Origin of the sequence: Kluyvera sp. NPDC087067, assembly GCF_044745165.1 — a bacterium.
Lineage (GTDB): Bacteria > Pseudomonadota > Gammaproteobacteria > Enterobacterales > Enterobacteriaceae > Kluyvera.
This window is the reverse complement of the sequence record NZ_JBIUZS010000006.1, coordinates 189,810-214,651: the sequence shown is the minus strand read 5'-3', so window position 1 is coordinate 214,651 and position 24,842 is coordinate 189,810. Positions and strand designations below refer to the sequence as shown.

The 24,842-nt window shown below is 54.9% G+C and carries 21 protein-coding genes and 1 tRNA gene; 12 read left to right on the top strand and 10 right to left on the bottom strand.

Features of this window, described 5'->3' with window-relative positions:
* The first annotated feature begins 29 nt into the window (after positions 1-29).
* The 9 genes from ACIPDS_RS16620 to ACIPDS_RS16580 all read left to right on the top strand — a co-directional run bounded on the left by ACIPDS_RS16620 (position 30) and on the right by ACIPDS_RS16580 (position 9,960).
* The gene (locus ACIPDS_RS16620) at positions 30-905 is read left to right on the top strand and encodes a DUF2877 domain-containing protein (RefSeq protein WP_400738036.1); all 876 of its coding nucleotides are present in this window, start codon (positions 30-32) and stop codon (positions 903-905) included.
* Positions 883-2,430, top strand: a complete 1,548-nt coding sequence (gene fdrA, locus ACIPDS_RS16615; RefSeq protein WP_400738033.1) for an acyl-CoA synthetase FdrA — start codon at positions 883-885, stop codon at positions 2,428-2,430. Before ACIPDS_RS16620 ends, fdrA begins: the two co-directional genes overlap by 23 nt.
* Positions 2,430-3,848, top strand: coding sequence for a DUF1116 domain-containing protein (locus ACIPDS_RS16610; protein WP_400738030.1), 1,419 nt, complete (start codon positions 2,430-2,432; stop codon positions 3,846-3,848). The genes fdrA and ACIPDS_RS16610 overlap by 1 nt, the downstream gene beginning before the upstream one ends.
* Before the next feature lie 549 nt (positions 3,849-4,397).
* On the top strand, positions 4,398-5,345 hold the full coding sequence (locus ACIPDS_RS16605) for a carbamate kinase family protein (protein WP_400738027.1): 948 nt from the start codon (positions 4,398-4,400) through the stop codon (positions 5,343-5,345).
* 12 nt (positions 5,346-5,357) lie between these two features.
* Positions 5,358-6,737 (top strand): amidohydrolase family protein, encoded by a 1,380-nt coding sequence (locus ACIPDS_RS16600; RefSeq protein WP_400738024.1) that lies wholly within the window; start codon positions 5,358-5,360, stop codon positions 6,735-6,737.
* A gap of 227 nt (positions 6,738-6,964) precedes the next feature.
* Entirely contained in the window at positions 6,965-7,516 is a 552-nt protein-coding gene (locus tag ACIPDS_RS16595) for a peroxiredoxin (RefSeq protein ID WP_400738021.1), read from the top strand.
* 20 nt (positions 7,517-7,536) lie between these two features.
* Positions 7,537-8,763: a protein-disulfide reductase DsbD family protein gene (locus tag ACIPDS_RS16590; protein ID WP_400738018.1), complete on the top strand. Its 1,227-nt coding sequence runs from the start codon at positions 7,537-7,539 to the stop codon at positions 8,761-8,763.
* Positions 8,764-8,783: 20 nt separating this feature from the next.
* A complete protein-coding gene (locus ACIPDS_RS16585) occupies positions 8,784-9,341 on the top strand; it encodes a sigma-70 family RNA polymerase sigma factor (RefSeq protein WP_400738015.1) in 558 nt (185 codons plus the stop codon).
* Positions 9,328-9,960 carry a DUF1109 domain-containing protein gene (locus tag ACIPDS_RS16580; protein ID WP_400738012.1) on the top strand — a complete coding sequence of 211 codons (633 nt, stop codon included), beginning with the start codon at positions 9,328-9,330 and terminating at the stop codon, positions 9,958-9,960. The genes ACIPDS_RS16585 and ACIPDS_RS16580 overlap by 14 nt, the downstream gene beginning before the upstream one ends.
* A gap of 96 nt (positions 9,961-10,056) precedes the next feature.
* Here the strand turns inward: ACIPDS_RS16580 and ACIPDS_RS16575 are convergent, their stop codons facing one another.
* The 4 genes from ACIPDS_RS16575 to surE form a co-directional block, all read right to left on the bottom strand.
* Positions 10,057-10,560, bottom strand: a complete 504-nt coding sequence (locus ACIPDS_RS16575; RefSeq protein ID WP_400738009.1) for a DUF523 domain-containing protein — start codon at positions 10,558-10,560, stop codon at positions 10,057-10,059.
* 247 nt (positions 10,561-10,807) lie between these two features.
* Positions 10,808-12,205, bottom strand: coding sequence for a glycoside hydrolase family 1 protein (locus tag ACIPDS_RS16570; protein ID WP_400738006.1), 1,398 nt, complete (start codon positions 12,203-12,205; stop codon positions 10,808-10,810).
* 15 nt (positions 12,206-12,220) lie between these two features.
* Positions 12,221-14,089, bottom strand: coding sequence for a PTS beta-glucoside transporter subunit IIABC (gene bglF / locus ACIPDS_RS16565; RefSeq protein WP_400738294.1), 1,869 nt, complete (start codon positions 14,087-14,089; stop codon positions 12,221-12,223).
* 127 nt (positions 14,090-14,216) lie between these two features.
* Entirely contained in the window at positions 14,217-15,086 is an 870-nt protein-coding gene (gene surE / locus ACIPDS_RS16560) for a 5'/3'-nucleotidase SurE (RefSeq protein ID WP_400738003.1), read from the bottom strand.
* Between the two features lie 504 nt (positions 15,087-15,590).
* On the opposite strand from surE, the gene ACIPDS_RS16555 reads away from it, so the two are divergent.
* From ACIPDS_RS16555 to licT, 3 genes are all read left to right on the top strand, one after another.
* Entirely contained in the window at positions 15,591-16,328 is a 738-nt protein-coding gene (locus tag ACIPDS_RS16555; RefSeq protein WP_400738291.1) for a histidine phosphatase family protein, read from the top strand.
* 83 nt (positions 16,329-16,411) lie between these two features.
* Positions 16,412-17,719, top strand: a complete 1,308-nt coding sequence (locus ACIPDS_RS16550) for an OprD family outer membrane porin (RefSeq protein WP_400738288.1) — start codon at positions 16,412-16,414, stop codon at positions 17,717-17,719.
* Positions 17,720-17,884: 165 nt separating this feature from the next.
* Positions 17,885-18,727, top strand: a complete 843-nt coding sequence (licT, locus tag ACIPDS_RS16545) for a BglG family transcription antiterminator LicT (protein ID WP_400738285.1) — start codon at positions 17,885-17,887, stop codon at positions 18,725-18,727.
* Positions 18,728-18,927: 200 nt separating this feature from the next.
* On the opposite strand, the gene ACIPDS_RS16540 is transcribed toward licT, so the two are convergent.
* The 6 genes from ACIPDS_RS16540 to aspA form a co-directional block, all read right to left on the bottom strand.
* A tRNA-Phe gene (locus ACIPDS_RS16540) sits at positions 18,928-19,003 on the bottom strand.
* Between the two features lie 151 nt (positions 19,004-19,154).
* Positions 19,155-19,730 (bottom strand): transcriptional regulator, encoded by a 576-nt coding sequence (locus ACIPDS_RS16535; protein WP_400738000.1) that lies wholly within the window; start codon positions 19,728-19,730, stop codon positions 19,155-19,157.
* A gap of 45 nt (positions 19,731-19,775) precedes the next feature.
* Positions 19,776-21,479, bottom strand: a complete 1,704-nt coding sequence (locus ACIPDS_RS16530; protein ID WP_400737997.1) for a protein-disulfide reductase DsbD — start codon at positions 21,477-21,479, stop codon at positions 19,776-19,778.
* The gene (cutA, locus tag ACIPDS_RS16525) at positions 21,455-21,778 is read right to left on the bottom strand and encodes a divalent cation tolerance protein CutA (protein WP_166516563.1); all 324 of its coding nucleotides are present in this window, start codon (positions 21,776-21,778) and stop codon (positions 21,455-21,457) included. The genes ACIPDS_RS16530 and cutA overlap by 25 nt, the downstream gene beginning before the upstream one ends.
* A gap of 110 nt (positions 21,779-21,888) precedes the next feature.
* On the bottom strand, positions 21,889-23,190 hold the full coding sequence (locus ACIPDS_RS16520) for an anaerobic C4-dicarboxylate transporter (protein WP_400737993.1): 1,302 nt from the start codon (positions 23,188-23,190) through the stop codon (positions 21,889-21,891).
* A 110-nt stretch (positions 23,191-23,300) separates the two neighbouring features.
* Entirely contained in the window at positions 23,301-24,737 is a 1,437-nt protein-coding gene (gene aspA, locus ACIPDS_RS16515; RefSeq protein WP_166516565.1) for an aspartate ammonia-lyase, read from the bottom strand.
* Positions 24,738-24,842 lie beyond the last annotated feature (105 nt).

Below are 24,842 nucleotides of genomic sequence, written 5' to 3'. Positions count from 1 at the left end.
GCGCTATCGACACCCCTACACGGCGGTGTGTGCAAGCGCTAACTGCGGACGAGCACTTTCTCTTTGAACGTGGCTCAGGTCGGGTCGAACAGGTCTTTTCCCGGGCGGTAAACCTTTATCTCCCGGCGCAGCAGCGGTTGCTGACGCTATTGTGCGAAGAGTACGACAATGCCCCGAATAGCTGTAGGTTAGCACTCACTCACTTTGACGGTCTTTTTCGGCCGGGTGAGGCGGTTCAGTTTCACCCAACAGGGATAACGGTTGGCGAGGATAAATGGCTGAACACCGCCTCCTGCCAACGCTGGCAGCCAACAATACCGCGGCTTAACGCCGAACGATTCCGGCAGATACCCTGGCTGCGGTGGCACGACGAGATTCATCAACAATTACAGGATAACCAGACGCTGTTTCTCTGGCGCGGAGATAACCCGTTTTATCTGGCTATCTCCGAGGCATTACAGCAGCGGCGGAAAATATTATTTAATGCGTTATTACAGGGCCGGAAAATAACCTCGGCGGTGGCTAATATGGTGGGGTTAGGTATTGGCCTGACGCCATCGGCGGATGATTATTTAGTGGGATTAAGCACCGTTTTATTTATCGACGGACATCCGGCGAAAAAATATCGCGATGCATTTTATTGCGCACTAAAAGTGGCGCGTGATAATACCACTTTATTAAGTGCCATTACGCTGGAAGCGGCTTTTTCTCAGCGCTATCGAGAAACAATTTTCGGGTTTATTAACGGCATGGTTAATGAACCACAACATATTTCTACCCAGACTATCGCCAGTATTAAAAATATTGGCTCCAGTTCCGGCTGCGACATGCTTTATGGCATGGCGGATGCCTGCGCGCTGAGCCAAGCCTACGGAGGGAGTTATGTCAGTCAAAATAGTGATTAAGAAGAATACGTATTTTGATTCGGTCTCGCTGATGTCGATTTCCACTCGCGCTAATAAGATTGACGGCGTTGAGCAGGCGTTCGTGGCTATGGCCACCGAGATGAACAAGGGCGTGCTGAAAAATCTCGGGCTGTTAACCGCCGAGCTGGATGAAGCGAAAAACGGCGACCTGATGATTGTCATCAACGGCAAAGACGGTGCTGACAACGAGCAGACGCTGGCGGCCATTGAAGAGTTGTTCACTAAAAAAGCGGAAAGCGGTTCGCACGAAGCGCGCTATGCCACGCTTGCTAGCGCCAAAAAACATAATCCAGACAGCAACCTGGCGGTGATTTCAGTCAACGGTCTGTTTGCTGCCCGTGAAGCGCGTCAGGCACTGCAAAACGACCTCAACGTGATGCTGTTCTCCGACAACGTCACCATTGAAGACGAACTGGCGCTAAAACAGCTGGCGCATGAAAAAGGGCTGTTGATGATGGGGCCGGACTGTGGCACTGCGATTATCAACGGCGCGGCGCTGTGCTTTGGCAATGCGGTACGTCGCGGCAATATCGGCATTATTGGCGCGTCCGGTACCGGCAGCCAGGAGCTGAGCGTACGAATTCATGATTTTGGCGGCGGTATTTCGCAGCTTATCGGCACCGGCGGGCGCGATCTCAGCGAGAAGATTGGCGGACTGATGATGCTCGACGCGATCGGCATGCTGGAAAACGACCCGGAAACCGAGATTATCGCGCTGGTCTCCAAACCACCAGCGCCGGCCGTTGCACGCAAAGTGCTGGAACGTGCTCGTGCCTGCCGTAAACCTGTAGTGGTTTGTTTCCTCGGCCGCGCTGAGCCACCGGCTGACGAGCAAGGTTTACAGTTCGCTCGCGGCACCAAAGACGCGGCGCTAAAAGCGGTCCTGCTGAGCGGCGTGAAGAAAGAATCGTTGGACCTGCATCCGTTGAACGATGCGCTAATTGCCGACGTGCGTTCACGCCTGACCCCACAGCAGAAGTACATTCGCGGCCTATTCTGCGGCGGTACGCTGTGCGATGAAACCATGTTCGCGGTGATGGAAAAACACGGCGACGTTTACAGCAACATTCAGCCTGACCCGGCCTTCCGCCTGGCGGATATCAACCGCAGCGTGAAGCACACCTTCCTCGACTTCGGCGATGACGACTTCACCAACGGTAAGCCGCACCCGATGATCGACCCGACCAACCGCATCAGCCGCCTGATTCAGGAAGCGCGCGATCCGCAGGTGGGTGTGATCGTCATGGACTTCGTGCTGGGCTTTGGATCGCATGAAGATCCGGTCGGTTCAACGATCGAGACGATAAAAGAAGCGAAAGCGATCGCCGCCGCCGATGGTCGTGAGCTTGCGATCCTCGCCTACGTGCTGGGTACCGATCTTGATACGCCGTCGCTGGAAAAACAGCGCCAGATGCTGATCGACGCGGGCGTTATCCTCGCCAGCAGCAGCACCAATACCGGTTTGCTGGCGCGTGAATTTATCTGCAAAGGGGAGGAAGCCTGATGAGCCAGTCACTGTTTACCCAACCGCTGAACGTCATTAACGTCGGCATCGCCATGTTCAGCGATGACCTGAAAAAACAGCACGTCGCCGTCACCCAGCTCGACTGGACGCCGCCGGGGCAGGGCAACATGCAGGTGGTGAATGCGCTGGACAGCATCGCCGATTCCCCGCTGGCGGAGAAAATTGCCGCCGCCAACCAGCAGGCGCTGGAGCGCATCATTCAGTCTCACCCGGTGCTGATTGGCTTTGACCAGGCGATTAACGTGGTGCCGGGCATGACGCCGAGAACCATCCTCCACGCGGGGCCGCCGGTTACGTGGGAGAAAATGTGCGGCGCGATGAAAGGTGCAGTCACCGGGGCGCTGGTGTTTGAAGGGCTGGCGAAGGATATCGACGAAGCGGCAGAGCTCGCGGCTTCCGGTGAAATCACCTTCTCGCCGTGCCACGAGCACGACTGCGTCGGTTCGATGGCGGGCGTCACCTCAGCCTCGATGTTTATGCACATCGTTGAGAACAAAACCTACGGTAACATCGCTTATACCAACATGAGCGAGCAGATGGCGAAGATCCTGCGCATGGGGGCTAATGACCAGAGCGTGATCGACCGTCTGAATTGGATGCGCGACGTGCAGGGCCCAATGCTGCGCGAGGCGATGAAGGTAATCGGTGAAATCGACCTGCGCTTAATGCTGGCGCAGGCGCTGCACATGGGCGACGAGTGCCATAACCGTAATAATGCGGGTACCACGCTACTGATTCAGGCGCTGACGCCGGGAGTTATTCAGGCGGGTTATTCCGTTGAACAACAGCGCGAAGTGTTTGAGTTTGTCGCCAGCAGTGACTACTTCTCCGGCCCGACGTGGATGGCGATGTGTAAAGCGGCGATGGATGCGGCGCACGGCATTGAATACAGCACCGTGGTTACCACCATGGCGCGAAACGGCGTCGAGTTCGGCCTGCGGGTCAGCGGCCTGCCGGGCCAGTGGTTCACCGGCCCGGCGCAGCAGGTTATCGGCCCGATGTTTGCGGGCTATAAGCCGGAAGACTCAGGGCTTGATATCGGCGACAGCGCGATTACCGAAACCTACGGCATCGGCGGCTTTGCGATGGCAACGGCCCCGGCGATTGTGGCGCTGGTGGGCGGCACGGTGGAAGAGGCTATCGATTTCTCCCGCCAGATGTGTGAAATCACCCTCGGCGAGAACCCTAACGTCACCATTCCGCTGCTCGGCTTTATGGGCGTGCCAACGGCTATCGACATTACCCGCGTTGGTAGCAGCGGCATTCTGCCAGTGATCAACACCGCCATTGCCCATAAAGATGCGGGCATCGGCATGATTGGTGCCGGGATCGTACACCCGCCGTTCGCCTGTTTCGAGAAAGCGATTCTGAGCTGGTGCGAACGTTACAACGGATAACGGGCACGGAGCCGGAAGTCCCCGGCGGCGCTTCGCCTGGCCGGGCTACATGACAGCCGGGCGCACCGAACGGTTCCCTCTCCCCTATGGGGAGAGGGCTAGGGTGAGGGGACAACGGGCACAGAGCCGGAAGTCCCCGGCGGCGCTTCGCTTGGCCGGGCTACATGACAGCCGGGCGCACCTAACGGTTCGCTCTCCCCTATGGGGAGAGGGTTAGGGTGAGGGGACAACGGGCACGAAGCCGGAACTCCCCGGCGCTTCGCCTGGCCGGGCTACATGGCAGCCGGGCGCACCTAACGGTCCCTCTCCCCTATGGGGAGAGGGTTAGGGGGAGGGGACAACGGGCACGGAGCCGGAAGTCCCCGGCGGCGCTTCGCCTGGCCGGGCTACATGACAGCCGGGCGCACCTAACGGTCCCTCTCCCCTCTGGGGAGAGGGCTAGGGTGAGGGGATAACGGGCACGGAGCCGGAAGTCCCTGGCGCTTCGCCGGGCAACATGGCTAGCTCAATAACAATAATCACATCACCTTCTGCACTGGAACCTACACGATGAAAGAACTTGTGGTCGTCGCCATTGGCGGCAACAGCATTATCAAAGACAACGCCAGCCAGTCGATTGAACATCAGGCAGAGGCGGTGAAAGCGGTCGCGGATACGGTGCTGGCGATGCTGGCATCGGATTACAACATCGTACTGACCCACGGCAACGGCCCGCAGGTGGGGCTGGATCTGCGTCGCGCGGAGATTGCCCATGAGCGCGAAGGGCTGCCGCTCACCCCGCTCGCCAACTGTGTAGCCGACACCCAGGGCGGTATTGGCTACCTTATTCAGCAGGCGTTGAATAACCGGCTGGCGAAACGCGGCGAACAAAAAGCGGTGACGGTGGTCACGCAGGTGGAAGTGGATAAAAACGATCCCGGCTTCACCAACCCGACCAAACCCATTGGCGCGTTCTTCAGCGCCGAACAGCGTGAAGAGCTGTTAAAGGCCAACCCAAGCTGGCGCTTTGTCGAAGATTCCGGGCGCGGCTATCGTCGCGTTGTCGCCTCGCCGGAGCCGAAACGCATCGTCGAGTCTGAAGCTATTCAGGCGCTGGCGCAGAAAGGCTTTCTGGTGATTGGCGCGGGCGGCGGCGGCATTCCGGTGGTGCTGGGCGAAGATGGCGATTATCACAGTGTTGATGCGGTGATCGACAAAGATCTCTCCACCGCGTTGCTGGCGCGCGAGATCGCCGCCGATATTCTGGTGATCACCACCGGCGTGGAGAAGGTCTGCATCCACTTCGGTAAACCGGAACAACAGGCGCTGGGGCAGGTGGATATCGCCACCATGACCCGCTACATGCATGAAGGTCACTTCCCGGCGGGCAGTATGCTGCCAAAGATTGTCGCCAGCCTGCAATTTTTACAACACGGCGGTAAACGGGTGATTATCACCACGCCGGAATGTCTGCCTGCCGCCCTGCGTGGCGAAACGGGCACCCATATCGTCCATTGATAAGGAACGACGATGAAAGAGAATAACAGTCGCCGTGAGTTTTTAAGCAACAGCGGCAAAATGGTCACCGCCGCCGCGCTGTTTGGTGCAACCGCGCCGATGGCCTATGCGGCGACGTCCGGCGCAGCCGTCTGCGAGACGAAGGGAACCATGAACATTACTGACAGCCATTACTATCTGGATAACGTACTGCTTGAAACGGGCTTTGAGTACGAGGGTGCGGTCGTCGTGCACACCCGGACTGCGCGACAGACCGTGGAGATTCAGGACGGCAAAATCATAGCCCTGCGCGACAACAATAACCACCCGGACGCCACGCTGCCACGCTATGACGCTGGTGGTAAGCTGATGTTGCCGACCACCCGCGACATGCATATCCACCTTGATAAAACCTTCTACGGCGGCCCGTGGCGCTCGCTCAACCGCCCGGCGGGCACCACGATTCAGGACATGATAAAGCTGGAACAAAAGCTGCTGCCTGAACTCCAGCCGTACACGCAGGAGCGCGCTGAAAAGCTGATTGACCTGCTGCAATCAAAAGGCACCACCATCGCCCGTAGCCACTGCAATATCGAGCCGGTCTCCGGGCTGAAAAACCTCGAGAATTTACAGGCGGTGCTGGCGCGGCGCAAAGCCGGTTTCGACTGTGAAATCGTCGCCTTCCCGCAGCACGGCCTGTTGTTATCGAAATCTGAACCGCTGATGCGTGAAGCGATGCAGGCCGGGGCGCACTACGTCGGCGGGCTCGACCCGACCAACGTCGACGGCGCGATGGAGAAGTCCCTCGATACCATGTTCCAGATTGCCATCGACTACCACAAGGGTGTGGATATTCACCTGCACGAAACCAGCCCAGCGGGCGTGGCGGCGGTGAAATATATGGTGGAAACCGTGGAGAAAACGTCGGAGTTGAAGGGCAAGCTGACTATCAGCCACGCCTTCGCGCTGGCAACAATGAACGAAGGGCAGGTGGATGAAATCGCCTCGCGCATGGCCGCACAGCAGATCGCCATCGCTTCGACGGTGCCTATCGGCACGTTGCATATGCCGCTGAAACAGCTGCGCGACAAAGGCGTGACGCTGATGACCGGCACCGACAGCGTGATTGACCACTGGTCGCCGTACGGCCTTGGCGATATGTTCGAAAAAGCCAACCTTTACGCCCAGCTCTATATCCGCCCGAACGAGCAGAACCTCTCCCGCGCGCTGTTCCTCGCCACCGGCGACGTACTGCCGCTGAACGACAAGGGCGAGCGCGTCTGGCCGAAAGCGCAGGATGATGCCAGCTTTGTGCTGGTGGACGCCTCGTGCTCGGCGGAAGCCGTGGCGCGGATCTCTCCGCGCGCCGCGACGTTCCATAAAGGACGGCTGGTGTGGGGAAGCGTGGCGTAACCCTGTAGGCCGGATAAGGCAACGCCGCCATCCGGCAGCAACGGCGCAGGTTGCCGGATGGCGCTGCGCTTATCCGGCCTACACTGCACCCGTAGCCCGGACGAGGCGCATCGCGCCGACTCCGGGGCCGCTCGATCCAAAAATTTTTTACCGCAACCGAAACCTTCAGACCGTAGCGTGCGAACTATGATGTACAGAGCACGTTTATTCCCCTGATGGAGTCGACCATGAAACGTTTCAAAGCCTTGTCTGCCGCCGCCGTACTCAGCCTTTCTCTCTTCGCCGTGAATGCGAACGCCGCCCTTGAACCAGGAGCAAAAGCCCCGGACTTCAGCCTGCAAGGCGCGCTCGGCGGCAAGCCGCTGACTTTCTCTCTGCAACAGGCATTACAGAAAGGGCCGGTGGTGCTCTATTTCTTCCCGGCGGCGTTCACCAAAGGCTGTACCCTCGAGGCGCACGCTTTTGCCGAAGCCACCGATGAGTTCAAAAAGCTCGGCGCAACCGTGGTCGGCGTGACGGCCGGTAACGTTGATCAGGTGGATGAATTCTCAAAACTGGAGTGCCGGGATAAATTTGCCGTGGCGGCCGATCCGGGCGCGAAGGTGGCGGCACAGTATCAAACGCTGATGAAGGTAAACGGCAAAACGCTGTCCGACCGTACGTCGTACGTGATTGCACCGGATAACAAAATCCTGATGAGCTATACCGATCGTAACCCTGATGAGCATATCCAAAAGGCGATGGATGCGGTGAAGCAGTACGCGAAATCGCACTCATAATTTAGCCACCGGGAGACGCTATGTTAACTGCCATTCTGGCCGCCTTTGTGGGCGGCATCATACTTAACCTGATGCCCTGCGTGTTCCCGGTTATTTCACTGAAAGCGCTGGGCATTCTGCGCCATGAGGGCGATGTCAAAAGCGCGCGTACCGAAGGGTTGGGCTTTTTGCTCGGCGTGATTTTTACCATGCTGGTGCTGGCGGGCATTCTGCTGGCGCTGCGCGCCGGTGGCACCGCCGTCGGCTGGGGGTTCCAGCTCCAGTCGCCGATGGTTATTGCCGTGCTGGCGCTCATCATTCTCGGCGCGGCGTTGAACCTGTTCGGCGTGTTTGAAGTGGGCTTATCGTTGCAGCGGGCCGGTGAAATCTCGGTAGGGCGCGGGGCATTTGTGCGATCCGCGTTAACCGGCGCGCTGGCAATCGTGGTGGCCACGCCCTGCTCAGCACCCTTTATGGCGGGCGCGATAGGCTATGCGCTGGTGCAGCCTCCGGCGGCCTCGCTGGCAATTTTCCTCTCGCTGGCGATAGGATTTGCCGCGCCGTTTACGTTGATTTCGCTGTTCCCGGCTATCGCCAAACGTCTGCCGCGACCGGGCGCATGGATGGATATCCTCAAGCGCGGCCTGGCGTTCCCGATGCTCGGGGCGTTTGCCTGGCTGGTGTGGGTGCTGACGCAGCAGGCGGGCACTACTGCGCTGTTAGCGATGCTGATTTGCGCGGTGGTGGTGAGCTTTGCCGCGTGGCTGTACGGCATGGCCCAGCGTCGACGCTATATCGGGCAATCCTATAAAGCGCTGCTGGCGGTGACGGTGGTGCTATTTGTCGCGGCGGTTAGCCCGCTTCCCGGCGTGATGCACGTTCAGCCGCCGCAGCCGGAGCGTGTGGCCGATATTACTCACGTCAAATGGTCGCCGCAGACGGTGGAGGAGATGCGCGGGCATGGCAAAGCGATCTTTGTCGATTTCACCGCCTCCTGGTGCATTACCTGCCAGGTAAATGAGCGCACGTCGCTCTCAACGGCGGCGGTGAAACAAGCATTGGCGAGCACCAATACCATCTATATGGTGGCGGATTCCACCAAATTTAATGCCGATATCGATGACGCGATGAGCACCTTCGGACAGGGGGGATTGCCTTTGTATGTGGTGTATCCGGCAGACGGCAGCGCGCCGAAAGTGTTGCCGCAGGTACTGACGCCCGCGATTGTGGTTAACGCCCTGAACCAGGCATCCGGTAAAAAAGCATGAGGTAACGGGCATGACGGAATATGGATAACGGCTTCGCGCCGCGTGAAGCATGGCCCGGGCTGATGGCATGCGCGCAGGCGGGCGATGGCGATGCCTACACCCAACTGCTACGGGCTATCGTGCCGGTGATTCGGGCGATAGTCCGTAAGCAGATAACCGACTATGTACTGGTTGACGATGTTATCCAGGACGTTCTGCTGGCCGTTCATCGGGTGCGTCACACCTACGATCCCGCCTGTCCGTTTCTACCGTGGCTAATGGCCATCACCCAGGCGCGCACCGTTGATGCACTGCGCAAGCGTGGCCGCCACTGGCTGCGTGAAGTTGAAGCCGAACAAGCCGTTGAATCAGCCGCCGAACCTGTCCCGGAACCGGATGAACGAGAAGAAGCGCTGGCGCTGATATTAGACCAGCTCCCCTCGCGCCAGCGGCAGATTGTGGAGCATATCCACCTGCAGGAGATGAGCCTCGCCGAGGCCGCTGCTCGCAACAATTTAAGCATTTCGGCGGTGAAATCGCTATTACACAGAGCACTAACCAACCTTCGTCGGATGGGAGCGAACCATGACCGATCATGATCTTTTTATTGCGCAGCTAGCCCGTGACGCGACTCCAATACGCCGCCCGTGGGCGAGCAACCGCCGGGTTGCCGCCTGGCTGCTGATGGCGCTACCGTGCGGCTGGCTGAGTAGCCTGGTGTTTCATCGGCTGGCGACGGACTGGACGCAACCCGGCGCGCTGCTGTCGGCGCTGCAACTGACCACGGCTTTTGTGATAGGAACACTGGCGATACGCAATGCTTTTCTGCTGAGCATCGCCGGGCGCAAAACGCTGGGCTGGCGCTGGTTTGTGCCGCTGATTGCGCTCTGGCTGGGCGGAGCTATTTTTAGCCTCGGGACGACGCACGCGCCGCAAAGTCATCCCGATGAGGTGAACTGCTACGCGTTTATGATGGCGGTGAGCACGCCGATGATGGTCATTATGATGGGCTATCTGCGCCGTACGCGGGCGCTGTATCCGCTGCGCACGTTGGCGACGTCAGGGGTGGGAATCGCCTGTATGGCGCTGACGATGCTGTCTTTTTGTCACCCGGTGGAGGTGCATCCGCTGGATTTTGTGCTGCATATGGCGGCGGGGGTGACGATTGTGCTGGTGATGATGGCGGTCGGATGGCGGTGGGTGAGAATTGGCCGGTGAGCGCGGCGGCATTGCCGGATGGCGCTGCGCTTATCCGGCCTACATCTGGGCGTAGCCCGGTCGAGGCGTAACGCGCCGACGCCGGGGCAGCTCGGTCTACACCTCTTCAACCTCATCTAACCGCCGCTGCAACGCATCCAACTGCCACTCGCTAAACACCTCAATCCCATGCTGGCGTAACAGCGCCGCCGCGACCCCTTCGCCCGAGACTTTCATCCCGCTAAACGCTCCGTCATACACGTGCTGGCTCCCGCAGGTCGGGCTGCCGTCGGTCATAATCGCAAACCGACACCCGTGACTTTGCGCGGCTTTTAACGCCAGCCACGCCGCCAGCACGTACGGCTGCGTCACATCGCGCCCGTCGCTTTCCACCACCTGTGCGCGCCCGCTCAACACCTCATTACCCTGACCGTTAACCATCTCCGCCGACAGCCGCGGCGTCGCAAGCCCTGCCGCCAGCTCCGGGCAATGGGGCACCAGACGATCTTCATCGCGCCATTGTTGCAGCAGAGTTACGGTGCAGGATTTATCGGTGCCGTTGTAGCGCACGGGATACCCGGCGAGGCAGGCGCTGAGGAGGATTTTGTGTTTGACGGGCATGGGAAATACCTTTGATAAGGTGCGTGGCATCGCGTTTATCGTGATACCGGCGGCTATAAGGTAGCAGAAAATGAACAAGGAGTCGGATCTACAGAAAATGCAGGGGAGCGTGAGAAAGCTGGAGTCCGCCAACCTTTCAAATCAGGTCAGCAATTTATCCCGCAAAATTAAGTGATAAAAGAGCTGCCGCCAGAAAGCAAAAAACCCGCCATAGGCGGGTTTTTCTCATTCTATTTCCGAACAGAGATTATCGCTGTAAAGCCGCACCGTGCGTTGCAATCACTTTCTGATACCAGTAGAAACTTTTCTTACGACTACGGTTAAGCGTGCCGGAACCGTCCTGTGCTAAATCAACGTAGATAAATCCATAGCGTTTAGTCACTTCCGCTTTCGAGGCGCTGATAATATCAATCGGCCCCCACGAGGTATATCCCATGACTTCCACGCCATCCTGAATGGCTTCCTGCACCTGTACCAGGTGATCGTTGAGATAACTGATTCGGTAATCATCGTTGATTTCACCGTTAGCATCCGGCTTATCTTGCGCACCCAGCCCATTTTCGACGATGAATAGCGGCTTCTGATAGCGATCCCACAATACATTAAGCAGCGTACGCAAACCGATGGGATCAATTTGCCAGCCCCACTCCGAACTTTCCAGATGCGGGTTCGGCACCATGTCCAGAATATTCCCTTTGAGTTTTTCAACCAGCTCGCTATCTGCCGTTACGCAGCCGGTCATGTAATAGCTAAAAGAGATAAAATCAACCGTATGGCTGAGCGCAGTATTATCTTCTGCTGTGACGTTAAGCACGATGTCATTTTCACGGAAATAACGCTTCATATATCCCGGATAACGTCCACGGCACTGTACGTCGCCGAAGAACTGCCACTGGCGATTATCCTGCAATGTGGCGAAGACATCTTCAGGTTTACAGGTAAGTGGATACGTTAAACCGCCCAGCAACATATTACCGATTTTGGCGTCAGGGATAATTTCGTGACAGGCTTTAACCGCCAGGCCACTGGCAACCAACTGATGATGGATAGCCTGATAGATTTCTGCCTTGCTGCAACCTTTTTGCAGGCCGACACCGGTTAACGGCGCGTGCAGCGACATATTGATCTCATTAAAGGTGAGCCACAGTTTGACTTTATGCTGATACCGGGTAAATACCGTCCGGGCATAACGTTCGAAGAATGTAATAACCTTACGATTCCCCCAACCGCCATAATTTTTCACCAGCCCCCAGGGCATTTCATAGTGCGACAACGTCACCAGCGGTTGAATATTGTGTGCTCGTAGCTCATCAAACAGTTTGTCATACCACGCCAGGCCGGCTTCGTTTGGCTCGTTTTCATCACCCATCGGGAAAATACGTGTCCAGGCAATCGACACGCGTAAGCAGGTAAAGCCCATTTCCGCGAACAGGGAAATATCTTCCGGGTAGCGATGATAAAAATCGATGGCGACGTCTTTAATACTGCTAATACCGTCGCGGCTTTTCACCGGCTCGCCGAATATGCCTTCCGGCAGCATGTCAGAGGTGGAAATACCTTTGCCATCTTCCTGCCACGCGCCTTCAACCTGATTAGCGGCTAACGCACCACCCCATAAAAATTTTTCCGGAAATGTTGTGTTCATCTTATTTACCTTAATTTAGCGTTTCACATAGAGGAAAGGATCGCCCGCGTTGACATAAGGGGTTTCGTTCTTCTGCTCCAGCCCCTGATAGTCATCGCTATTGCTCATAATGACCGGCGTACACAGGTCAAAACCTTTAGCCAGAATGGCATCACGGTCGAAGGTAATAAGCAGATCGCCGGGCGCTATCTTGTCCCCTTCTTTTATGTGTGCAGTGAAGTGTTCACCGTCGAGTTTTACGGTATCAATACCAACGTGAATGAGAATTTCAATTCCCGAGTCACTGAGTAAACCAATCGCGTGGCGAGTGGCAAAAAGGCTGGCAACTTCGCCGCTGAAAGGCGCGACGACTCGGCCCTCCGAAGGAATAATGGCCGCACCTGCGCCCATCAAACCGCTGGCGAACGTGGCATCCGGCACTTCACCAAGCGGCAGACTTACGCCGCTGAGCGGTGCCAGCACGGTATTTTCATCAACAACCGTGCTCACGCTGACAGGTTTGGCATCTTCTGCGGTTTTCGTCGCAGGAATGCCAGCAAAAAATGTCATCACGCAGCTGAAGATAAAGGCAATGACCACGCCAAGCATCGCGCCCCAGACGGTAAAGTCGATTCCCGTTGGTGGAATGATTTGCGCCACCGTAAAGATGCTTGCCAGGCCAAAGGAGTAAACCTGGCTCAGGCTGAAGCCCACAATCGCGCCACCGATGGCACCGCCTACACAGCCAAAAATGAAGGGACGGCGGTACGGGAGCGTCACACCGTAAACGGCAGGTTCAGTGATACCGAAAACACCGGCAATCGTTGCCGAACCAGATAATGCTTTCAGTCGTTGTTCGCGTGTTTTCAGGAAGACGCCCAGCGCCGCGCCGACCTGGCCAAACACCGCAGGCAGCAAAATCGCCAGCATCGGGTCATGACCAAAGACCGCCATATTGTTCATCATCAGCGGGATAAGCCCCCAGTGCAGGCCAAAAATCACGCACACCTGCCACAGACCGCCGAGGATGCCACCTGCAAGCCACGGCGCAAATTTGTACACGACCTGGAAGCCGGTCGCGAGCAGCTCGCCAAGCCCTGAAGCGAGGGGGCCAATTGCCAGGAACGTCAGCGGAATGGTAATCGCCAGGCACGCCAGAGGGGTTAAGAAGTTTTTAACTGCCGCCGGGAAAATTGCGTTGCAGCGTTTTTCCAGCCAGCAGGAGAACCACGCGGAACAAATTACCGGAATCACCGACGACGTGTAATTGATAACCACCACGGGGATGCCCAGGAAGTGTAACGCCGCGTTATCGCCGCTCAGGCTAAACGCCTCGACCATCATTGGATGCACCAGCGCGCCGCCGATCACCATCGTTATAAATGGATTGCCGCCAAACTTTTTCCCGGCGGTGTAGCCCAGCACGATAGGCAGGAAATAAAACAGGGAGTCGCTGGCGACAAACAAAATGCGCCAGGTGCCTGCGGTTTCGCTGAGCCAGCCAAAGGCCACGCTAAGCGCCAGAAAACCTTTCATGATCCCGCAGGCAGCCAGCACCCCAAGAAACGGGGTAAAAATACCGGAAACCATGTCGATAAACGCCGCCAGCACTCCCGTCTTTTTATCCGACTTTTCTTTATCCGCAGGCGCATCGTCGGTGATGCCGCCGACCTTGCACACGGCCTGCCAGACATCATGGACGTGATTACCGACAACGACCTGAAACTGCCCGCCGCTTTCGACCACCATGATGACGTCCGGGTTCTTCTTCAACGCATCGGCATCCGCTTTGCCATCATCCTTCAGCTTGAAGCGTAGACGGGTGGCGCAATGTACCAGGCTGCTCACGTTTTCGCGCCCACCTACGTGGCGGAGAATATCCTGTGCCAGATCTTCATATTTCATTTTCATCGATATCATCCGTACTAAAATAAAAAAACCTGATCATCAGTAAAGCGTGTTAACTGATGCATCAGGTTTTGCCTGCCTAAGCAGTAACAATCCTTTATGTGTACTACAGGGTGAGCTAAAACTATTTTCTTAGCGCCTTTTCATACTGCGCCTGATATTGCGGGGCATTCCACGCGCCATCAATCAGCGTATAGGTGATATAGCCTTTATTTAACCAGCCCGAATCGGTGTCATCCTGAACATTGTTTAAAGAGGCCGGGTTAATCGTCTGCTTTGCGGTTCCGTCAGGCAAAATGTCGTAGCTAATCTGCGGAGTAGGGAACATTTCGTTTTCAACGAAGTGAACACCTTTAATTTGTGCTTTTGGCAGCGGCGGATAGTTAATACTTAACCCGGAGCCTTTAGGCAATAAAGCGCTATCGGATAGCGGTTTGTCGTTTATTTTTTCGACCACATCAACGACGTAATCAATCGCATCAGGCCAGTATTTATGCGTACTCGGCCATTTATTTTTCATTTCATCTTCGTTATAAATGTACCCAATGCTGGCAGCGATTGCCGGGAAACCATAGCGAATAGCGCGCGCGGCGGCGCTCACGGTTCCTGAATTGACCTGCGCCATCCCGGTATTCGGGCCATCATTAACGCCAGAAATAACCAAATCGGGGGGATTATCTTTCAACAGCCCCTGCAGGCCAAAGTCAACGGAGTCTGCTGGCGTACCCGGGAAGCAGTAACGTTTGTCGGCGACTTTTTTAACGTCAAAAACTTTACCGGTTTTAAACGTAATCGCAGAACCAATACCACTTTGATTGGTCGCTGGCGCAACCATCCAGACATCAAACCCCTTTTGAGCCAGTTTTTCCTGAAGCTGAATACTGCCGGGAGATTCACAGCCATCATCATTTACAATCAGAATCTTTAGCGGATTGGCAGAAACTGTAAAACTTATCGCGGAGATCAGCGCGGCAGCAATTAACGTTATCTTCATCAAAGCTCCTGTTATCCCTGAGGGATAAATTTAATGCAAAAAAAAACCTAAGGCCCCTGCTGCAACGAGTGCAGAAAGTGCCTTAGGTTTTGCCTGAATCAGTAACAATCCCGAGTTACTAACGAAAATACGTCGTGTTGGCAGTTACGTCCAGACGGTGAAATTTTTTTTGTGATAGCGATCACTCTTATTCGAATAATGTGCCGTTCACTGGCATATTCTCAGAAATTAAGATAAGAGATATTCAGGATATGAGGAGGATCACATTTACATATATCACTGTAATAAATCAGATGCACGGAAAAAATATTAGTGGTAATGTCCGCAGCAACTGGATTGTTACTGTTTCAACAGGCAAAACCTACGTTTTCTTCTCTCCCTCTCTATTTTGGGAACCAGAAGAGCACGTAGGTTTTTTTTTGGTTAAAAAAGGATGATGCAACGATGAAAAAATGGTTACTCAGTGCATTAATGGTAGTTTCCGCTACCGTAAGCCCAACCATTATGGCGCAGAGCAATGATAAAAACAGTCAGGATGAGGCGATCAATATCTATTTTGCTCGCCATGGTAAAACCCTGCTTAATACGCTAGATCGCGTTCAGGGATGGGCGGATTCACCGCTTACCTCGGAAGGTAAAGAGGTTGCCCGTTATTTAGGCGAAGGATTGAAGGATATTAAGTTCGATGCCTTTTATTCCAGTGACGCTGGGCGTCAGCGTGAGACGATGGCAGTAATTCTTAAGCAGGCTGGCGTGACAAATTATCATCTCACAGAACTGGAAGGTTTACGCGAAGCATTTTTTGGCAGCTTTGAAGGAGGCTATAACAAAGATATGGCCAATGCTGGCGCGCATGAATTAGGTCTGGCCGACGCTAAGGCGCTTTTCACCGCGATGAAATCAGGTACGCTGCCGGTAAAAGATAACCAGAATGCGCTGGCGAAAGCAGACCCGCAGCATCTGGCTGAAAACTATGAGCAGGTGAAAAACCGGACCCAGGCGGCGCTGAATACCATTGTTGAAACGGCTAAAAAAGAAGGTGACAAGAATATTCTGGCCATTTCGTCCGGCACCTCAATGCAGATTATGATCTCTGACCTGACCGATAACCCGGCCAAAAATCTGCCGCTCGCCAATGCCGCAGTGGTCAAAATCACCTATAAAGATGGCAAATATAGCGTACCTGAAATTGGTACGATGAAATATGTAGAGGCCGGTAAAAAGGCACTCAGCAACAAATAAACGCTTCTGCCTCTATTATTTTGGCCATTCGCAGTGTCTCCTCTGGATAAATTGCTGCGATGGTCCTTTTTCGGGAATGGATGATGCTTAAGTATATTACTCTCACGTTGATTACGTGCGGGCTTTCTTCGCCCGTTTGGGCAAGCGAGAACGCATTCTTAAATGACGCATTTTTCACGGATTCGCAACTCACGCTCTCAGCAAAGAACTACTGGAAATACCTGAAAGAAGAAAACGCTAACCCTAAACATGTGCATAACGCGTGGGGGCAAGGCTTTTCAGCAGATTATCAATCTGGGTATTTTGCCGATATCATTGGCTTTGACGTCACTTATTATAGCGCCATCAAATTAGGCGCCAGTGATTATTTTAACTCTCGTGGCGTACTTTATAATAACGGAACCGGTAACAATAAAAAAAATGCCGAAGGGTATTCAAAATTCGGCCAGCGAAACATTAAGCTGAAATATGCTATTGAGGATTTGCAGCTAAACGCCCGCTGGGGATGGCAGATGCTGAAAAACTATGGCGTCATTTCGACATCTACACGCCTCTCCCCAACAACCTACTCAGGTATTAGCGGAGGTGTAAGCTATGGGCATCTCACCCTGCGCGGTGCGTGGGTGGAAAACTCTATGGATCGAAACTCACCCGATAAAAAGCAGTTTTCGACCAACACAGGTAAAGATATTAGCTATCTGACAAGCGGCGAAATTCTCTGGAAAAGTGACGGGTTCGATGCTCAGTATGCCTGGGGCGAAAGCAAAAACTATTTACAGCGCCACATCCTGTTCACGCAACTTCGTCCAGCCTCTGACTGGACAATCGGCACCCAGATTTACGCTACGCACGCGCAGGAAGAATATCGTGCGATGCCGTCAAATAAACGGGATTTCGATAATAACGCCTGGCACTTTGCGATGGATGCGACCTGGAAAGGGGAGCACTGGAGCAGTAAAACGGGCGTCGGCTATACCGATGCGCAGAAAGCCAATGAAGTGGGATTTTATCCGCGTCATATGAGTAAGAACTCGCGCGGTACCTTTATCTCAATGGCCTATGCGGGCGACGATTATCTACGCGATGGTGAACTGATGTTTGCTAACATGACGGAATATCGCTTAACACCCGATCTGGGCGTTGGTCTGGTCGGGAATATCGCGCAGTTTAATTATAAAGGTAATCACGTACGTACCGGGGAAATTAGCGCCTTTACCCGCTGGACGCCCACCGATGCGCACCTAAAGAATTTTACGTTTTGGGCGATGTTCGGGCCTGGATGGTCGTATAAAGCGAGCGGAAAAACGCCGGTGCTGACTAATGGCCATTATACCCGCACCCATACGCTGTCGGCAGAAGTCATTATGGAATATCGTTTCAGGTTATTCTGACCCAAAAGAGGTACACGGCAGATCATGCTCACTTTTTTTGCCCTAAAGTTTTTAAAGGGTATCATTCGGTGATAGATTGCGCCGCGGATAGTGACAGCTTTAGCTAACCAAACCTGATTTCCAGCGCTTATCATGGGTCAGGTTTTTCATTTTTTTGGGGGGCAGATGATCATCGCAAAAATATTGAATAATAATGTCGTGGTTATTCTGGATGCGCAGCAACGAGAGCAAGTCGTCATGGGTCGAGGTTTAGCCTTTCAGAAACGCGTAGGCGACAAGCTGGATACCTCACTTATCGAAAAGGTTTTTGCCTTACAGAGTGACGAATTGACCCGACGCTTGGGCGAACTCCTGAGCCAAATTCCGTTAGAGGTTATTACGACCTGCGACCGTATTATTGACCTGGCGCGTAGCCGGTTAGGGAAGCTACAGGAAAGCCTTTATATTACGCTTACCGACCACTGCCACTACGCGGTCGAACGGCAAAAGAAAGGTCTGGCGATTAAGAATGCCCTGTTGTGGGAAACGCAACGTCTTTATCCCCGCGAGTTTGAGCTGGGCAATGAGGCACGAGCGATAATAGCCCAACGACTTGGCGTTGAACTACCGGAAGATGAAGCAGGATTTATTGCATTGCACCTGGTGACCGGGCAGCTTAACAATGAAATGCCGGAAGTTATGCATATTACTCAGGTGATGCAGGAGATTCTAAACTTAGTGAAATATCAGCTACGGCTGGAATATGACACTAGCACATTAAGCTATCAACGATTTGTCACGCATCTGAAGTTTTTTGCACAACGTATGCTGTCGCGTAACGTGGTGCCCGATGATGATGAAACCCTGCATAATGCTATAAAAGAAAACTATGCTCTTTCCTGGAAGTGTGCGGAAAAAATAGGGCTGCATATCCGTAACACGTATCAACGTGAGCTGACCACGGAAGAGATTATGTTTTTAACCATTCATATCGAGCGGGTTCGCAAAGATACGCTTCAACGCCACTAACAAAGTCGCTGGATAATCCAGATTGTGAATTTCATTTCTCATTATCTTCTCTGCTTATTGGGCAGGGAAGATTATTCAGCAAATGCCCCTATGTCAGTATGAGCAGGTTTACCGTCATAAATAAGGCGTTGCCACGACCAGAAGTTTGCCCGAACCCCAGAAAGCAAAAAACCAGCCCGTAGGCTGGTTTTTCTAAATAGTGGTGCCCGGACTCGGAATCGAACCAAGGACACGGGGATTTTCAATCCCCTGCTCTACCGACTGAGCTATCCGGGCAACGAGGCGCATTAAACCGTAGTCGCTCCCTCACGTCAACCAAATTCACCGAAAAGCTGTTCAACTGCTTACTATTGCGGCAATCTACGCGTTTACGCCGATTGTTTGCACAAATATTGCCGGCATCAGTGGGGCAATCGGCAATGCTGGCTTAGGTCAGCGCGCCACCCTGGCGGCACTGGGCAAAGCGCAGGATGTCTTCTGCCAGACGGTGGGCGGTGTCGACGTCGGCCTGGCTGCGGCTGACCAGCATGCGGCTTAAGCAGCCTTCCAGCACCAGCTGCATCTGTCTTGCGACCATCGCCGGATCGTCCACTTCCAGCTGCGTCAGCAGTTCATGGCTGTACTGGTACGCATCGCGTTTTTGCTGCTCGGCGAGCTGGTGAATCGGGTGGTCTGCCTCCGGGTAGAAGGTACAGGCGGCGATAAACAGGCAGCCGGGGTAACGGTTTTTGCTGACGCAATCGGTCAGTGCGGTATAGCGGGCCAGCAGCTTTTGCTCGGGCGTGAGCTCTTCATTGAGCATTAACTGACGACGCCAGGTCTCAACCTGTTGGCTCAGGTAGCGCAACGCGTCATACAGCAGCGCTTCACTGTCCGGCCAGAAACGGCGCAGTTCATCTAACGGGCGGTCCACGCGCTCGGCAACCATCTCCAGCGTGGTGCTCGCAATCCCTTCTTGTTCAAGGAGCTGTAGTGCTTCTCCTAATACGTCTTCGCGTTGCACGTTCTTTTCCTCCGTTACCGACAGTTTCCCGTCTAAAAGTGTTGTCTACGGTTGGCGATCGCGCAAATGTGCGCTGAATGCGTTGGCATCCATAAAGCCGGTCACTCGTGCGATGGGGTGTTCATTACCCTCTTTATCAAAGAAGAGGATGGTCGGTAGCCCCAGCACCTGTAAATGTTTTAGCAGCGCCACGTCCTGCGCGTTATTGGCGGTGACGTTGGCTTGCAAAAGGACGGTATTTTGCAGTGCCTGTTGAACCTGCGGGTTGCTAAAGGTGTACTTCTCAAACTCTTTGCAGGCTACGCACCAGTCGGCGTAGAGATCAAGCATCACCGGTTTGCCGCGCGCGTTGGCGAGGGCGGTATTAAGCTCTTCAACGTTGCTGATGCGGGTGAAATTCAGGTGAGCCTGACTCTGCGTTGCCGGGTGACCAAAGGCCCAATCCTGAAGCGGACGCACGCTAATCAGCGCCGCGGCCAGCAGGATAATCTGCATAATCCTCTGCCACGGCTTGCTGAGTCCGAGGCTTGTCACAAACGCCCAGCCAAAGAACGCCACGCCGAGCATCGACCATAACCGCAATCCCCAGACGTCGCCAATAATGCGCTCCAGCAGGAAAACCGGCAGGGCCAGGATCACAAAGCCAAAGGCGGTTTTGACGTGCGCCATCCACGGCCCGCTTTTTGGCAGCAGCCGGTTACCAAAGACGGTGACGATAATCAGCGGCAGCCCCATGCCCAGCGCGTAGAGGTACAGCGTCCCGCCGCCGAGCCACAAATTACCGCTCTGGGCGATATACAGCAAAATAGCGCTCAGCGGCGCGGTGGTGCACGGTGAGCAGATAAGCCCGGCAATCGCGCCCATTGCAAACACGCCGCCCATTGAGCCGCCCTGCTGGCGGTTGCTCATCAGAGTTAAGCGGGTTTGCAGCGATGACGGTAGCTGGAGTGAAAATGCGCCAAACATCGACAGCGCCAGCAGGATAAATACCGCCGACAGACCGATGAGCACGTAAGGGTGCTGGAGTGCGGCCTGGAACTGCATTCCGGCGGCGGCGACGATAAGGCCGAGCGCGGTGTAGGTCAGCGCCATGCCCTGAACGTAGATAAAGGCCAGCAGCAGCGCGCGGGCGGTGGAAAGGCGCTGTTTGCCGCCGAGGACGATGCCGGAGATCAGCGGGTACATCGGCAGGACGCAGGGGGTGAAGGCGATGCCGATACCGATGAGTAAGGCCCAGAGGGCGCTAAATGGGAGATCGGTGCTGGCGTTGCCCCTCACCCCGGCCCTCTCCCCGGAGGGGAGAGGGGGAGTTTGCACCTGAGCCGCAACGGCGTTCAGTGGCACGGTTTTGGTTTCTGGCGGGTAGCAGAAGCCCGCGTCGGCGCAGCCCTGATAGGTGACGGTCAGCGTGGCGCCCTGTGTGGCTTGGGTCAATTCAACCGGCACCGTTAACCGCTGGCGATAGATTTCGCTTTTGCCGTAAAACTCGTCGTTATGCCATTCGCCTTTGGGCATTTGCAGCGGGGCGATTTGGGCATTGGCGGGGGTGACGGTGACCTGTTTGCGATACAGGTAGTAGCCGTCTTTCACCTGCCAGGTGAGGTTAACGTCGTGCTGGTTTTGCTGAAAATCAAAGGCAAAGGCCTGGTCAGCAGGGACGAAATTAGAGCGGCCGGGCGCGTCAAATAACCCGGCGAAAACGGAGGTGCTGCACAGGAGCAGGACTAGCGTAAGGAAGCGTTGAGCCATGAGTGATAATCAACATCTACATGAGAAACGGGAAGAACGAGTAATTCGGGCGTTTGATACGGGTGGTGGGCCTTCAGACAATCAAGCAACGCCTGCTGGTGGGCGACGTTGGTTTTTAAAATCATCTGCACTTCATACTCCTGCTCGAGTTTCCCCTCCCAGTAGTAGAGCGATGTCGCGCCGGGTAACAGCGTGGCGCAGGCCGCCAGCTTTTCAGCCAGCACTTTTGCCGCCAGATCCTGGGCGGTTGCTTCATCTGGAGCCGTACAGAGAACCACAACAGTGTCGGGAGTACTCATTGCCAACCTCGTATCGATGAAAAAAGGCACTATAGCACGCCGGGTCATCGGGGTTGAATGAATCGGGCCGCGAAGCGGCCCGACTTTAAGGATTTTTACCGTGCAGGCGGTCAGAGCATCAGGCCGCCGAAGATAAAGCCTAAAATTACGCACAGGGTAATGGCGATAACGCCAGGGATCAGGAAGGCGTGGTTAAACACGTACTTGCCGATGCGCGTGGAGCCGGTGTCGTCCATCTCAACTGCCGCCAGTAATGTCGGGTAGGTTGGCAGGACGAACAGCGCAGAGACCGCCGCAAAGGAGGCGATTGCCGTCAGTGGGGTGACGCCCAGCATCAGTGCAGCAGGCATCAGTGCTTTGGTGGTGGCCGCCTGGGAGTAAAGCAGGGTGGCGGCAAAGAACAGCACTACCGCCAGCAGCCACGGATAGTTGTGCAGCAGGTCGCCCGCCACGGCCTGGATGTCGGCGATATGCGCTTTAACGAAGGTATCGCCCAACCACGCAACGCCGAGTACGCACACGCAGGCGCTCATGCCGGATTTAAAGGTGCTGGCATTGAGGATTTCGCCGGTGTCGATTTTGCAGGTGATGCAAATCAGCGTGGCGATAGTCAGCATGAATACCACGATGGCTTCGTTACGCGGCAGCACCGGGTTCTGGATGAGCCCTACGGTGTCGCTGATGGCGGTCGCGTAGAACATGACCGCCACGATGCCGATGAGGAACAGCAGCACCGAGCGTTTAGCGTGAGGCTTCAGCTTAAAGACCTGGCTGCCGCGCAGGCTGACTTCGCCTTTCGCCAGACGCTCCTGGTACACCGGATCGTCTTTTAGCTCGCAGCCGAGGAAGTTACACACCACCGAGGTGAGCAGCACGGCAATCAGGGTCACAGGAATACAGATCGACAGCAGCGTCAGGTAGCTGACGCCCATCGGTTCCAGAATCCCGGCAAAGAACACCACCGCCGCAGAAATCGGCGAGGCGGTAATCGCAATCTGCGAGGCGACCACGGCGATAGACAGCGGGCGAGAAGGGCGAATGCCTTGCTCTTTAGCCACTTCGGTTATCACCGGCAGCGTGGAGAACGCGGTGTGCCCGGTGCCGGCCAGAATGGTCATAAACCAGGTGACCAACGGCGCCAGGAAGGTGATGTATTTTGGGTGACGGCGAAGCATACGTTCCGCCAGGCTGACCAGATAATCCATCCCGCCCGCCACCTGCATGGCAGCAATGGCGGCGATAACGGCCATGATGATTTCGATAACGTCAAAGGGTATTGCGCCCGGTTGTATCTGGAAAATCAGCGTCAATACCAGCACGCCTAAACCACCGGCAAAGCCGATGCCGATCCCCCCGAGTCTTGCCCCTAAATAAATGGCAAGAAGCACAATGACCAGTTCTGCTCCAAACATATTAGCCTTCCTTGTTTATAGGATTGATATGTAATTGTTGTATTTTCGTGAATTATAGAAACAAAAAAGGCATGTCATCATGACATGCCTCGTGTATTTAGTCTGAAAGACTACTGTTCGCTTTCATCGGTATATCGCTTCGCTTTATAGGCTGGATGCATCAGGTTTTGCGGGGAGAAGATATCATCCAGCTCCGCTTCCGTCAGCAGCCCGCGTTCCAGCACCACTTCACGTACGCTCTTGCCGGTTTCAGCACAGATTTTGCCGACGATATCGCCGTTGTGGTGGCCGATGAACGGGTTCAGGTAGGTGACGATACCGATGGAGTTGTAGACGTAGCTCTCGCACACCGCTTTGTTGGCGGTGATGCCGTCGACGCATTTTTCCAGCAGGTTGTAGCAAGCGTTAGTCAGGATGTGGATAGACTCAAACATCGCCTGGCCAATCACCGGCTCCATCACGTTTAGCTGCAGCTGACCGGCTTCGGATGCCATGGTGACGGTGGTGTCATTACCAATCACTTTAAAGCAGACCTGGTTTACCACTTCCGGCACGACCGGGTTCACTTTGGCTGGCATGATGGAAGAGCCTGCCTGCAGTTCCGGCAGGTTGATTTCGTTTAAGCCAGCGCGTGGGCCGGAGGAGAGCAGGCGAAGGTCATTACAGATCTTCGACATTTTCACCGCCAGGCGTTTCAGCGAGCTGTGTACCATCACGTATGCGCCGCAGTCGGAGGTGGCTTCAATCAGGTCTTCTGCCGGCACGACCGCCAGGTTGCTGACTTCTGCCAGCTTCTGCACGGCTAATTGCTGGTAGCCATCAGGGGTGTTCAGACGCGTACCGATTGCGGTCGCGCCGAGGTTCACTTCCAGCAGCAGTTCTGCGGTACGCAGCAGGTTTTTGGTTTCTTCATGCAGCAGTACGCTGAAAGCGTGGAATTCCTGGCCCAGCGTCATCGGGACGGCATCCTGCAGCTGGGTACGACCCATTTTCAGAACGTCCTGGAATTCGTCGGCTTTACGCTGGAAGCCTTCACCCAACTGGTGGATGGCATCAATCAGCTTAACGATAGAGGTGTACACCGCGATGCGGAAACCGGTTGGGTAGGCGTCGTTGGTGGACTGGCATTTGTTGACGTGGTCGTTAGGGTTCAGGAACTGGTACTCACCTTTCTGATGGCCCATCAGTTCAAGACCAATGTTCGCCAGCACTTCGTTGGTGTTCATGTTGACGGAGGTGCCTGCACCGCCCTGGTAAACGTCAACCGGGAACTGGTCCATGCATTTGCCGTTATTCAGAACTTCATCACATGCAGCAATGATGGCATTCGCAACGCCTTTCGGAATGGTTTGCAGCTCTTTGTTGGCCATCGCCGCCGCTTTCTTCACCATCACCATCCCACGAACGAACTCTGGGATGTCGCTGATTTTACTGTTACTAATGTAAAAGTTTTCAATCGCTCTCAGAGTATGAACGCCGTAGTAAGCGTCAGCAGGAACTTCCCTGGTACCCAACAGATCTTCTTCGATACGAATGTTGTTTAGCATGTGAACCTTCTTTTTGCGAGCTGCCAATGATTTCACCAAATACGCAGGATTTTTGGGGTCATGCGCTTTTCTGACCGCAGATTATTTCCTTATTCGGCCCAGTGT